Source organism: Arcicella aurantiaca (assembly GCF_003148625.1).
Lineage (GTDB): Bacteria > Bacteroidota > Bacteroidia > Cytophagales > Spirosomataceae > Arcicella > Arcicella aurantiaca.
This window is the reverse complement of sequence record NZ_QGGO01000014.1, coordinates 100,795-112,992: the sequence shown is the minus strand read 5'-3', so window position 1 is coordinate 112,992 and position 12,198 is coordinate 100,795. Positions and strand designations below refer to the sequence as shown.

The 12,198-nt window shown below is 34.6% G+C and carries 12 protein-coding genes; 10 read left to right on the top strand and 2 right to left on the bottom strand.

Annotated features, from left to right (window positions below; translation table 11 throughout):
• Positions 1-174 precede the first annotated feature (174 nt).
• The 5 genes from LV89_RS14170 to LV89_RS14150 all read left to right on the top strand — a co-directional run bounded on the left by LV89_RS14170 (position 175) and on the right by LV89_RS14150 (position 6,147).
• Positions 175-1,194, top strand: a complete 1,020-nt coding sequence (locus LV89_RS14170) for a TatD family hydrolase (protein WP_109743563.1) — start codon at positions 175-177, stop codon at positions 1,192-1,194.
• Between the two features lie 11 nt (positions 1,195-1,205).
• A complete protein-coding gene (gene eboC / locus LV89_RS14165; protein ID WP_109743562.1) occupies positions 1,206-2,081 on the top strand; it encodes a UbiA-like protein EboC in 876 nt (291 codons plus the stop codon).
• Between the two features lie 118 nt (positions 2,082-2,199).
• Positions 2,200-3,342 (top strand): 3-dehydroquinate synthase, encoded by a 1,143-nt coding sequence (locus LV89_RS14160; RefSeq protein ID WP_109743561.1) that lies wholly within the window; start codon positions 2,200-2,202, stop codon positions 3,340-3,342.
• Between the two features lie 157 nt (positions 3,343-3,499).
• Positions 3,500-4,699, top strand: coding sequence for a metabolite traffic protein EboE (gene eboE, locus LV89_RS14155; protein ID WP_109743598.1), 1,200 nt, complete (start codon positions 3,500-3,502; stop codon positions 4,697-4,699).
• Between the two features lie 74 nt (positions 4,700-4,773).
• Positions 4,774-6,147: an alkaline phosphatase family protein gene (locus LV89_RS14150; protein ID WP_109743560.1), complete on the top strand. Its 1,374-nt coding sequence runs from the start codon at positions 4,774-4,776 to the stop codon at positions 6,145-6,147.
• Here LV89_RS14150 and LV89_RS14145 read toward each other — a convergent pair.
• Complete coding sequence (locus LV89_RS14145) at positions 6,144-6,782, bottom strand: DUF1275 family protein (RefSeq protein ID WP_109743559.1); 639 nt, start codon at positions 6,780-6,782, stop codon at positions 6,144-6,146. The two genes, LV89_RS14150 and LV89_RS14145, sit on opposite strands and share 4 nt — an antisense overlap.
• 219 nt (positions 6,783-7,001) lie before the next feature.
• On the opposite strand from LV89_RS14145, the gene LV89_RS14140 reads away from it, so the two are divergent.
• The 5 genes from LV89_RS14140 (at position 7,002) to LV89_RS14115 (ending at position 10,845) form a co-directional block, all read left to right on the top strand.
• Entirely contained in the window at positions 7,002-7,304 is a 303-nt protein-coding gene (locus LV89_RS14140; RefSeq protein WP_109743558.1) for an ArsR/SmtB family transcription factor, read from the top strand.
• A 53-nt stretch (positions 7,305-7,357) separates the two neighbouring features.
• On the top strand, positions 7,358-8,776 hold the full coding sequence (locus LV89_RS14135) for an MBL fold metallo-hydrolase (RefSeq protein ID WP_109743557.1): 1,419 nt from the start codon (positions 7,358-7,360) through the stop codon (positions 8,774-8,776).
• A gap of 404 nt (positions 8,777-9,180) precedes the next feature.
• On the top strand, positions 9,181-9,747 hold the full coding sequence (locus LV89_RS14125) for a YeeE/YedE family protein (protein ID WP_109743555.1): 567 nt from the start codon (positions 9,181-9,183) through the stop codon (positions 9,745-9,747).
• A gap of 1 nt (position 9,748) precedes the next feature.
• Entirely contained in the window at positions 9,749-10,231 is a 483-nt protein-coding gene (locus tag LV89_RS14120) for a YeeE/YedE family protein (RefSeq protein WP_109743554.1), read from the top strand.
• Positions 10,232-10,233: 2 nt separating this feature from the next.
• On the top strand, positions 10,234-10,845 hold the full coding sequence (locus LV89_RS14115) for a class I SAM-dependent methyltransferase (protein ID WP_109743553.1): 612 nt from the start codon (positions 10,234-10,236) through the stop codon (positions 10,843-10,845).
• A 293-nt stretch (positions 10,846-11,138) separates the two neighbouring features.
• Here the strand turns inward: LV89_RS14115 and LV89_RS14110 are convergent, their stop codons facing one another.
• Positions 11,139-12,167 (bottom strand): LacI family DNA-binding transcriptional regulator, encoded by a 1,029-nt coding sequence (locus LV89_RS14110; RefSeq protein WP_109743552.1) that lies wholly within the window; start codon positions 12,165-12,167, stop codon positions 11,139-11,141.
• Positions 12,168-12,198 lie beyond the last annotated feature (31 nt).

The following is a 12,198-nucleotide window of genomic DNA, read 5'->3' as shown; positions in this document are numbered from 1 at the left end:
CCCAACAATCATAAATAAGGTCATAAATTATTGCAAAAAATATCATCTTTGAACTTTCGTTAAAACGTGTTTGGTAGAAATCTACGAAGGTTTAAATAATCATGAAATGCTTTTTGTTGGAATGTTCGTTATTCGCAAAATTGCTATTTCTTTTAAAATAAAATAATCATTACAATGTGTCTTAATCACGATGAAATAAAGCAGAATCCTTCACATTTTGAAGAATCGCAAGCCAATATAATTTCTTCCAATACTGAATTTAGTAATTACAAGGATTTAATTGCGGACATGAAGTTTTTTGACCCGCATATCCACATGACTTCCCGTACTACCGACGACTATCAGGCGTTGGCAGATGCAGGTGTTGTGGCAATTATTGAACCTGCTTTTTGGTTGGGTCAGCCACGTACAGGTTTGGCTACTTTTAAAGATTATTACAGTAGTTTGGTAGGTTGGGAACGTTTCCGTTCTTCGCAATTTGGTATTAAACATTATTGCACTATCGGATTAAATTCTCGTGAAGCTAATAATGAAGCATTGGCGGAGCAAGTAATGGAAATATTGCCATTGTATTTGATGAAAGAAGGCGTTGTGGGCGTTGGTGAAATTGGTTTTGACGACCAAACGGCTGCCGAAGAAAAATACTACCGCTTGCAGTTAGAATTAGCCAAAGAAATGAGTTTGCCTGTGCAAGTTCACACGCCACATCGTGATAAAAAGAAAGGAACAGAACGCAGTATGGCAATTGCTTTGGAACATGGAATCGACCCTAAAATGGTTATCATCGACCATAATAATGAAGAAACCGTAAAGTCGGTACTTGACCAAGGATTTTATGCAGCTTTCACGATTTATCCATTTACCAAAATGGGTAATGAACGCATGGTGGAAGTGGTAAAACAGTACGGTTCAGAGAGAATAATGATTAATTCTGCCGCAGATTGGGGCATTAGCGACCCATTAGCCATTCCGAAAACGGCTGCTTTGATGAAATTGAAAGGAATTTCAGATGAAGATATTCGTTTGGTAACTTACCAAAATGCCATTGATGCTTTTGCCCAAAGTGGACAAATAAATGTGGCAGATTTTGAAGAACCTGTGGTGATTGACCAAACGCAAAAATTCAACGGAAATACTATTTTAAGAGGAGGACAACAACCAAGAATCGACAAAGATGCGATTGTGATTCGATAAGAAATTAAGAAATGAAATATTACTTACAACTGATGCGACCAGCCAATTTGATTACGGCTATTGCGGATATTATGGCAGGTCTTTCAATTGCAAAATTTGTGTTTTCGACAGATGCTTTATCACTTCAAACTATACTTTTACTAAGTCTTTCAACGGTTGGTTTATATGGTGGAGGCGTTGTTTTTAATGACGTTTTTGATGCTGAATTAGATGCTATTGAACGCCCCGAAAGAGCAATTCCAAGTGGGAAAGTTTCCAAACAAAATGCTACACTTTTAGGTAGTATTTTGTTGATTTTAGGCGTGTTTTGTGCCTTTTTAGTAAGTTTCAATAGCATGGTAATCGCCATTGTAGTAGCCATTTTAGCGTTAGTTTATGATAAATTTGGAAAACATCATGCTTTTTTAGGACCAATCAATATGGGGCTTTGTCGGGGAGGCAATTTGCTTTTGGGTATGAGTGTCATCATGTCGTCCTTTCAAGATTGGTGGTGGATTGGTATTTTTCCTGTTTTGTACATTGCTGCCATTACCATGATTAGTAGGGGAGAAGTTCACGGAGGAAGTAAATCAATTTTATATTTTGCTGGCTTTCTTTATAGCATTGTGAGTATTTCACAAATAGCTTTGTCTTATCAATTCGGGAATGTTCTCATAACACTTCCTTTTGTGCTTTTACACATTTATCTTATTTTCAAACCGCTATTTACGGCTATTCAAAATCCAATTGGGGCAAATATTGGCAAGGCTGTAAAAGCGGGCGTACTTGCGTTAATCGTGATGGATGCGGCTTGGGTAAGTGTTTCTGGTAACTATCTTGTGGCAATTATGGTTTTGTTATTATTACCTTTGTCCATTAAAATCGCAAAACTTTTTGCGGTAACTTAGTAAAGGTTTTAGGTTTCTGGTTTTAGTTTTCTGTAACTATTTTAGACATTCTATTGTAGAAAATTCGAAATACTAACCACTAACCCCTAAATCCTAATCCCTAATATAAAATTCAACAATGACTCAAATACAACAATCATTTCAAGTGCCATTTACGTATAATGTTATTTTTACGGAAAATATGTTTTCACTTGAAAATGAGACTTTTATCAACTTTTTGAAAAATTTTGGCAATGCCAATTTCCGCAAGAAGATATTGTTTTTAGTAGATGCAGGAGTAGCTGAAAACCACGAATATTTACCCGAAGCCATTAAAAACTATTTCGCTAATCAAGATGCTTTAACTTTAGTACCTGAGATTTTAGTTTTTGAAGGTGGCGAAAAAGTAAAAAATGACCCACAAGTTTTAGAAACTATTTTACAAGCCATTGACAAACATGGTATTGACCGTCATTCGTTTGTGGCTGCCATTGGTGGAGGAGCATTTTTAGATGTTACAGGTTATGCTTCTGCCATTGCCCATCGTGGAGTAAAACATATCAGAATTCCAAGTACCGTTTTGTCGCAAAATGATTCAGGTGTTGGCGTAAAAAATGGCGTAAACTACTTCGGGAAAAAGAACTTTTTAGGCACATTTGCACCCCCAATTGCAGTATTTAATGATTCCAATTTCTTGCGAACACTCAGTGATAGAGATTGGCGTTCTGGTATTTCAGAAGCGATAAAAGTGGCTTTGATTAAAGATTTAGCTTTTTTTGAGTGGTTGGAAGGGAATGCAGAGGCAATGGCAAAACGTGATGAAGCAGTGATGTTTCATCAAATTTTTAGAAGTGCGGAGTTACACGTTCAGCATATTTCAAGTGGCGACCCTTTTGAATTAGGTTCTGCCCGACCCTTAGATTTTGGACATTGGGCGGCTCATAAATTGGAATATTTAACCAATTTTGAAATTCGTCATGGAGAAGCCGTAGCCATTGGAATTGCCCTTGATTCAGTTTATTCGCATTTAAAAGAACAAATTACTGCCGATGAACTCGCTCGAATCATCACATTATTAAAAACTTTAGGCTTTGAAATTTATCATCCTGCATTGGCAGAAAATGATAAAATAAATCTTTGGAAAGGACTTCAAGAATTTCAAGAACATTTAGGTGGAGAATTGACAATTACCCTTTTAGTAGCACTTGGAAAAGGCGTAGAAGTTCACGAAATCGACTTTGAATTAATGAAACAATCTGTTGATATTTTGAAAATCTCGTAGTTTAGGGAAATTTTAAGATTAAAAGTATCATTCGACGCTGAACTTCCCGAAAGTTTTAAAACTTTCGGGAGGTTTGCCCAAGTCAATTATGGTGCGTTTTTTTGAAAATCTCCCTTCAAATAATATTACAAACCCTCGGAAGGGTTCTTCAGAAACCATGCAAACTCCCTTTGGACATTTAACTTATTGTAGTAACATTCATACTGGCGAAGACTGGCAACATCATTTTGCTGTTTTGCAAGAAAATATCCCTAATATCAAGGCGAAAGTCTCTCCTGATGCTCCAATGGGAATCGGTTTGAGATTAGCAAACTTGGCAAGTATTGACTTATTCGACCCTAAAAATTTTGAATTATTCCAAAATTGGTTGACTGAAAAAGATTGCTACGTCTTTACAATGAATGGTTTTCCGTATGGTGGATTTCATGACGTAGTCGTAAAAGACCAAGTTCACGCTCCCGATTGGACGAGTGATGAACGTGTTGCCTATACCATAAGAATGTTCCAATTATTGTCAAGATTATTGCCAAACCACTTGACTGAAGGTGGAATTTCTACTTCTCCATTATCGTATCGTTTTTGGTGGAAAGATGAAACGGCTTTGACGGAGGCTATTCAAACGGCTACGCAAAATATGCTTACTGTGGTGGATGAATTGCTTTTGATTGCACAGGATACAGGTAAAATTCTTCATTTGGATATTGAACCCGAACCCGATGGAATTTTAGAAAACTCTGCCGAATTTCTGGATTGGTACCAAAATACCTTAATTCCGATGGCAATTGAACATTTTGCTCAAAAGTCGATTTCGGAAGAAAAAGCCATTGAAATTATTCATACGCACATTCAATTATGCTACGATATTTGTCATTTTGGCGTGAGTTACGAAGAACCACAACCAGCCATTGATAAATTAAATGAGTTAGGAATTAAAGTGGGTAAAATTCAGATTAGTTCTGCTATAAAAGTCGATTTCACAAGTGATGCACAAGCGAAATTACAAGCAATTGCCCAATATGACGAACCAACTTATTTGCATCAAGTTGTGGCTCTTCGTTCAGATGGAAAATATGATAAATTCCCAGATTTGAAACAAGCCATTGATGGTTTTGAAGAAGGGAAATATACCCAATGGCGAGTACATTTTCACGTGCCTTTGTTTTTGGATACTTATGGATTATTAGACTCAACACAGTCTGAAATTATAAAAACCTTAGCTATCCAAAAAGCACAACCATTTACCAATCATTTAGAAATAGAAACTTATACTTGGGGCGTTTTACCTTCAGAAGTTCAAGTGCCTTTAAATGAGTCGATTATCCGTGAAATTGCTTGGGTTCAAAGCATTTTGAAGTAACTCAGACTTTAGTCTGAAACACAATAAAACTTAACTTACAGACTAAAGTCTGTGGTACACACTCATCAACTATTATGCAAAAAACAGTAGTTATAGATATTGTCGGGCTAAGTACCAGTGTCATTGGTGAACATACACCATTTATACAAAAATATCTTGCAGAACATCAATTAACACATATAAAACCAGTTTTTCCTGCCGTTACCACAACTGCTCAAAGTTGTTATGTGACAGGGAAAAATGCTGATACTCACGGAATTGTAGGAAATGGTTGGTACGACCGTGATGAAAGTGAAGTGAAATTTTGGAAACAATCTAACAAATTGGTAAAAGCAGAAAAAATTTGGGAAGCCGCAAAAAAACAGAATCCTAAGTTTACTTGTTCCAAAATGTTTTGGTGGTATAATATGTATTCTTCGGCTGATTTTAGCGTTACGCCACGTCCGCAGTATCACGCAGATGGCGTTAAAGCTCCTGATTGTTATTCATATCCAGCAGATTTACGAGATAAATTACAAGCCGAATTAGGTACATTTCCATTGTTTAGTTTTTGGGGACCCAATGCCAATATTAAATCTTCAAAATGGATTGCAGATGCTTCAATTTGGGTTGATAAAGCTGAAGACCCCACTTTGTCGCTCATTTATTTGCCTCATTTAGATTATTGTTTACAGAAATTTGGCGTTGATTTTTCAAAAATTAGTAAAGAATTAGGGGAAGTCGATAAATTGGTGGAGGATTTGGTAAAACATTATCAAAGTAAAAATGCCAAGATTATTTTACTTTCTGAATATGGTATCAATAACGTAAATCGTCCTGTTCATATTAATAGAATTTTACGAGAAAACAGTTTGATTTCCGTTCGTATTGAACAAGGTTTAGAACTTTTAGATGCAGGTGCTTCAAAGGTTTTTGCTACGGCAGACCATCAAATTGCACATATTTATTTTAATGATTTGTCTGAAAAACAACGAGTTAAAACTATTTTAGAAAATACCGCAGGCATTGCTTTGGTTTTAGACGAAGAAGGAAAAAAAGAATATAATCTTAATCACGAACGCTCAGGAGATTTAGTAGTAATGGCAGAAGCTGATTCATGGTTTACGTATTATTATTGGTTTGATGATGCGAAAGCACCAGATTATGCGAGATTAGTGGATATTCACCGAAAACCGGGTTATGACCCTGTTGAAATGTTTATGAATCCGAAAAATCCATTTATCAAACTTCGTGCAGGATACAAATTGGCTCGTAAATTATTAGGTTTCAGATATTTAATGGACGTAATTCCTTTAGATGCTACTTTGATAAAAGGTTCACATGGTGGAACTTTAGCTGCTAAAGAATATTATCCAATTCTAATTTCAGATGAAAAAATAGGAGAGGGCGATATTCAAGCAACAGACGTTTATGAGGTAATTTGGAAATCTGTTTTTGGAAAAAACTAAAGTTTTTGTTTAATAATTAAGATAGAAACGACCGAGTAAAAAATTACAGGAATCCACAAAATTGAAATACTGGTAAAATAAAAAGCCGTTATTCCTCCCAAAACAAAGCCCAAAATATTTAATGTTTTAGTAATGAAAGAAGACCTAATCGTCTTCTTTATTGCTTTTGTAGCGTCTGAAAAGAAATATTTGGCAAAATCCAATCCCGAAGCCATCACCACCCCTGTTATTTGCGAAGGTCTGATTTCATTTTTACTATGATTGGCTCCAAATGAATTTTGTATGCTCGTAGCCAAGAAAAATAATGTTATTGGTAATGTGCCTGTAAAAATTGTAAATAGCATCAAACCCAAATTAATTAAGGTAGGAATTGCTTTTATAATTGATTTTTCTCTTCTATTGCCCAAAATAAAGCAAGTTGATGCAAAGACAGAGCCTAACCAATAAGTAACAATATATCCTAAAATTCGGAAGGAGTCATGCCATATTTCTACGCCAATTTGTTGAACTAAGCCACTGTAATGTCCTGTCACATTTGTTAAAACTACGCCAAATAATTTCAAACCTAAAATATTAATTATTCCAGGAATGAAAGAAAAACATAAGGCTGAAATATAAGTTTGCTTTGCGGTCATTTATTGTTTCTGAATTTTAATACAAATATATGATAATATTTTCATGTATTGTTTTTTATGTCAAAAAATGCCTTAAAATAATTCTGAAAGGCTTTTTTATAATTATTTAGAAAAAATAATCAATATTTTTTTCCTTATGATGGAACTTGGTGAAAGCCCATTTAGTTATATATGAAAATATTGTCATATATTTGTTTAGTTATTTAAAACAAGACCAAAATGACTACTACTGAAATAAGTGAAGAGCGTCTAAATAAAGCAGCTTACATTTTAAAAGCTGTTGCTCATCCTGTTCGTCTCGCCATTCTTGAGTTGTTGAATGTGAACGAAAAAATGGGCGTTTTAGAAATTTGTAATGCTTTGAAATGTGAACAATCTCTGATGTCGCATCACTTGATAAATCTAAAATTGAAAGGGATTTTAGGTTCAACAAAAGAGGGCTTGAATGTCTATTATTGGCTAAAAGAGAAAGAAGTTATCAAGTTGATAAAATGTATTGAAAATTGTAATTGCAATATGTGATTGTTGAAAATCACGATAGAAATCTAAAAGAAATCATTAACAAAAATTAAAAAATGGTAATCGAACAAATTTATACAGGTTGTTTAGCTCAGGGAGCGTATTATATTGAGTCAGAAGGTGAGAGTGTAATTATTGACCCACTTCGTGAAGTACAACCTTATTTGGATAAAGCTGAGAAACAAGGTTCTAAAATTAAATATATTCTTGAAACGCACTTCCATGCAGATTTTGTTTCGGGTCATGTTGAATTATCAAAGAAAACGAATGCCCCCATTGTTTTTGGACCGACTGCCAAACCAAGTTTTGAGGCTATTATTGCTACCGACGGACAAGTTTTGGAAGTAGGAAAAGTGAAAATTAAAGTTTTGCATACACCTGGACACACAATGGAATCTTCGTGTTTTTTATTAATTGATGAAAATGGAAAAGATTATGCTTTGTTCTCAGGCGATACACTTTTTATTGGTGATGTTGGTCGTCCAGATTTAGCACAAAAATCTGATTTAACTATTTATGACTTAGCGGGCTATTTATTTGATTCTCTTCGTAATAAAGTAATGACTTTGGCGAATGACGTGTTGGTTTATCCTGCACACGGAGCGGGTTCTGCTTGTGGTAAAAATATGAGTAAAGAAACTTTTGATACGCTTGGCAACCAAAAAATGTTCAATTACGCTTTACGTGCCAATATGTCTCGTGAAGAATTTATCAAGGAAGTAACAGATGGCTTAGAATTAGTGCCTCCGCCGTATTATTTCCCACAAAATGTAATGATGAATAAATCGGGGGCAAAAGATTTATCGTTAGTATTAAAAGATGCACAACCACTTTCTGTACAAGCTTTTGAAGCCGCTGCTAACGAAACAGGAGCTTTAATTATTGATACTCGCAAGGCAGATATTTTCAAAGAAGGTTTTATTCCAAACTCAATAAATATTGGCATTTCTGGCGATTTTGCTCCTTGGGTTGGTACTTTGGTCACTGATATTAAACAACCACTTTTACTTGTTGTTGAAGATGACAATTTGAACGAAGCCATTACTCGTTTATCGAGAGTGGGTTATGATAATGTCATTGGATATTTAGAAGATGGTTTCCAATCATGGGTTGAAGCTGGCAAAGAAATAGACATAATCCAATCTATTTCTGCGGAAGATTTTGCGTTAAAGTTTAAAGAATCAGAAGGGAAATTGATGGTAAAAGACGTTCGTAAACCAACTGAATATATGGCAGAACACATAGAGGAAGCCATGAATATTCCCTTAGCGAATTTGAGCAAGAATATGGTAGAATTTTCTAAATCAGAACCCAATTATATTCATTGTGCAGGAGGTTATCGTTCAATGATTGCGTGTTCCATTTTAAAAGCAAGAGGTTTTGATAATATTGTTGATGTAGCAGGCGGTTTTGCTCAAATTGCTAAAACTGATATTCCCAAAACGGATTTTGTTTGTCAATCAAAAATGAAATAGAGAATAGTTGATAGAGAATAGTTGATAGAGAATAGTTGATAGAGAATAGTGGATAGAGAATAGTGGATAGAGAATAGTGGATAGAGAATAGTGGATAGAGAATAGTTGATAGAGAATAGTGGATAGTGGATAGTGGATAGTGGATAGAGAATAGAGAATAGAGAATAGAGAATAGTGAATAGTGAATAGTGAATAGTGAATAGTGAATAGTGAATAGTGAATAGTGAATTATACCCCATATCCATACCCAATACCCAATAACCAATTAACCAATTAACCAATACCCAATAACCAATTAACCAATTAACCAATAACCAATTAGCCAATTAACCAATAACCAATTAACCAATAACCAATAACCAATTAACCAATACCCAATAACCAATTAAAAATCCCCACAAAATATGTTAGAATTAATTCGTCAGCCTTGGCACTGGGCTTTTGCAGGCGTCCTTATTGGGCTTACTGTGCCAACTTTATTACTGATTGGTAATAAATCATTCGGAATTTCATCAAGTTTACGTCATATCTGTGCGGCTTGTTTACCTGCCAATATTCCTTTTTTTAAATACGATTGGAAGAAAGAAGCATGGAATTTATTTTTTGTTTTTGGAGTCCTTTTAGGCGGATTTATCGCAACCAATTTTTTGTCAAATCCTAATCCAATTGTGGTCAATCCTGCCACAGTACAAGATTTAAAAGCTCTTGGCATTACAGATTTTAATCATTTAATGCCACAAGATTTATTTAGTGTAGAGAATATTTTTACCATAAAAGGACTAATATTCTTTGTGATTGGTGGTTTTATGGTCGGTTTTGGAACACGCTACGCAGGAGGTTGTACTTCGGGTCATGCCATTATGGGAATTTCCAACTTGCAAGTTCCTTCAATCATTGCTACTTGTTGTTTTATGATTGGTGGCTTTATGATGACCAACTTTTTTTTACCATTAATTTTTAAATTGTTTTAACATGAAAAATACACAAATAGAACACCCCATTGAATGCGAAGCACCCAATGAACAGGTTAAATCAGAAAGTTTTACGTCAAATCTGAAATATGCGATAGTTGGAACAATTTTCGGAATTGTTTTCGTAAAAGCCGAAATCATTTCATGGTTCAGAATCCAAGAAATGTTTCGTTTGCAGTCGTTCTTTATGTACGGTGTAATTGGCACAGCGGTTGTGGTAGGAATGATTTTAGTTTTTTTGATTAAGAAATTGAATATCAAAACCTTAGATGGTGAAAAAGTGGTTTTGCACGACAAGACTTTCAACAAAGGACAAATTTATGGGGGCTTAATTTTTGGACTTGGGTGGGCAATTACAGGGGCTTGTCCCGGTCCATTATTCGCACAAATCGGGAGTGGCTTTTTAGCAGTTTTTGTGACATTTTTAAGTGCTTTGGCAGGTACTTGGACTTATGGATATTTAAGAAATAAACTACCTCATTGATTATGGAAAATTCATTAAAAGCACATTGGGAAACTGTTTTTACAACAAAACAATCTCATGAAGTAAGTTGGACGCAAGACATTCCAAAAACTTCCATTGACTTAATAAAAAGCTATCAATTGCCCAAAACTGCCCAAATCATTGACATTGGTGGAGGTGATGGTAAATTAGTTGATTTTCTATTAGCGGAAGGTTATGAAAATATTTCAGTTTTAGATATTTCTGAAAATGCTTTGGAACGTGCTAAAAAGCGATTGGGTGAAAAAGCTCAAAAAGTAAAGTGGATTGTTTCAGATATTAATGATTTTGAGCCATTGGAAAAATATGATGTTTGGCATGATAGAGCAGCATTTCATTTTTTAACAACCACTCAGGAAATTGAAAAATATGTGCGAACTGCCAGTGCTGCTGTGTCAAAATTTATGACTATTGGAACATTTTCTGAAAATGGTCCCCAAAAGTGTAGTGGACTGGAAATCAAACAATATTCTGAAGCTGATTTAGAAAACACATTATCTACTAATTTTAGTAAAATAAAATGTTTCCATGAAAATCATGTAACGCCATTTGATACAGAGCAAAATTTCTTGTTTTGTAGTTTTAAGAGAATATGACAAAACAAGTAGGTGTTGGGATTTAGGGGTTAGGATTTAGTGGTTTTATATGCTTAATTATCAGTGACTTATGAAGTTTTAAATATAGTTTAATTTTGCACGATTAAGTAATGAGACAAAATAAAACGATATTTTAAAATCTCACAAACCATTGATAATCAAGCTTATGATAATCGTAAATCGTAATTCTTAAATCGTCCTTGTACTTACTTATAATTTGATTGAAATACAAAACCCTATTTGGTAATTTTTACCATAGGGTTTTTGTACTTTAATTGTACTCCAATTTTTTGCTAATTTTTAGGCAATCTTGAAGAAGAATCTCTAACAATTAATTCGGATTTCAGAACTATATAATTGGTATGACCAATATCCATAAGTCCGTTCAAATGGTTAATCATGCTCTTTGCTGCAATTTCACCCATTTCCTTTCCGGGATAATAGACCGTTGAGAGGGAAGGAGTAATGATTTCTGTCAAAGGGTCATTGTTAAAGCCTACAACAGCAATATCTTTGGGAATAGAATATCCCATTTTTTTGAGCATGCCCATACACGTTACCGCACAAAAATCATTAGTAACAAATACCCCATCAATTTTTTCTTCGGAAAGTTTAATTGCTTGAACAACCTTTCTTCCTGCTTCAGTTGTAAGGTCTGTCTCGAAGATATTATGTTGTTTAAAAGGAACTCCAAATTCTGCAAGAGCTTGTTGGTATCCCCTCATACGGTCAGCATAAACATTACGTTTTAAATTCCCAGTTACGTGAATGATATTTTTACAACCTTGTTCCAATAAGTGTTTTGTTGCATCGTAGCCTCCCTTAATATTATCAATTACAATGTTTAAACATTCAGACTTATCAAGTGTTCGGTCAAAGAAAATAAGGGGAATATTTTTGTCAATAAAAGACCTAAAATGTTCGTAGCCTTCAGTATCATACGATACCGAAACCATCAACCCATCCACTCTACTATTGAACATGGTTTTTACATTGGAAATTTCTTTCTTGAATGACTCTAAAGATTGTGTTATCAATAAGTTATAACCTGCTTCATTGGCTACTTTCTCCATTCCTGCTAATATTGTGGACATCAAAGTACTGTTTAATCTTGGTACGATTACGCCTATCGTATTGGTTTTTTGTTTCCGTAAATTACTGGCAAATTTATTTGAGCGATAGCCCATTTCTTCAGCTTTGGCATGAATTAATGCTTTGGTATTCGTACTAATAGCATCATGATTATTTAACGCTCTACTTACGGTTGCAGGGGAAATTTTTAGAGAATTGGCAATGTCATAAATGGTGATTTCTTTACTCATGTGTATAAAATTAATTGCCTAAAAAATGGTA

Excerpts from the sequence above, each read along its gene's own strand:
- LV89_RS14170 (WP_109743563.1), top strand. The coding sequence starts at position 175 with ATGTGTCTTAATCACGATGAAATAAAGCAGAATCCTTCACATTTTGAA.
- eboC (WP_109743562.1), top strand. The coding sequence starts at position 1,206 with ATGAAATATTACTTACAACTGATGCGACCAGCCAATTTGATTACGGCT.
- LV89_RS14160 (WP_109743561.1), top strand. The coding sequence starts at position 2,200 with ATGACTCAAATACAACAATCATTTCAAGTGCCATTTACGTATAATGTT.
- eboE (WP_109743598.1), top strand. The coding sequence starts at position 3,500 with ATGCAAACTCCCTTTGGACATTTAACTTATTGTAGTAACATTCATACT.
- LV89_RS14150 (WP_109743560.1), top strand. The coding sequence starts at position 4,774 with ATGCAAAAAACAGTAGTTATAGATATTGTCGGGCTAAGTACCAGTGTC.
- LV89_RS14145 (WP_109743559.1), bottom strand. The coding sequence starts at position 6,782 with ATGACCGCAAAGCAAACTTATATTTCAGCCTTATGTTTTTCTTTCATT.
- LV89_RS14140 (WP_109743558.1), top strand. The coding sequence starts at position 7,002 with ATGACTACTACTGAAATAAGTGAAGAGCGTCTAAATAAAGCAGCTTAC.
- LV89_RS14135 (WP_109743557.1), top strand. The coding sequence starts at position 7,358 with ATGGTAATCGAACAAATTTATACAGGTTGTTTAGCTCAGGGAGCGTAT.
- LV89_RS14125 (WP_109743555.1), top strand. The coding sequence starts at position 9,181 with ATGTTAGAATTAATTCGTCAGCCTTGGCACTGGGCTTTTGCAGGCGTC.
- LV89_RS14120 (WP_109743554.1), top strand. The coding sequence starts at position 9,749 with ATGAAAAATACACAAATAGAACACCCCATTGAATGCGAAGCACCCAAT.
- LV89_RS14115 (WP_109743553.1), top strand. The coding sequence starts at position 10,234 with ATGGAAAATTCATTAAAAGCACATTGGGAAACTGTTTTTACAACAAAA.
- LV89_RS14110 (WP_109743552.1), bottom strand. The coding sequence starts at position 12,167 with ATGAGTAAAGAAATCACCATTTATGACATTGCCAATTCTCTAAAAATT.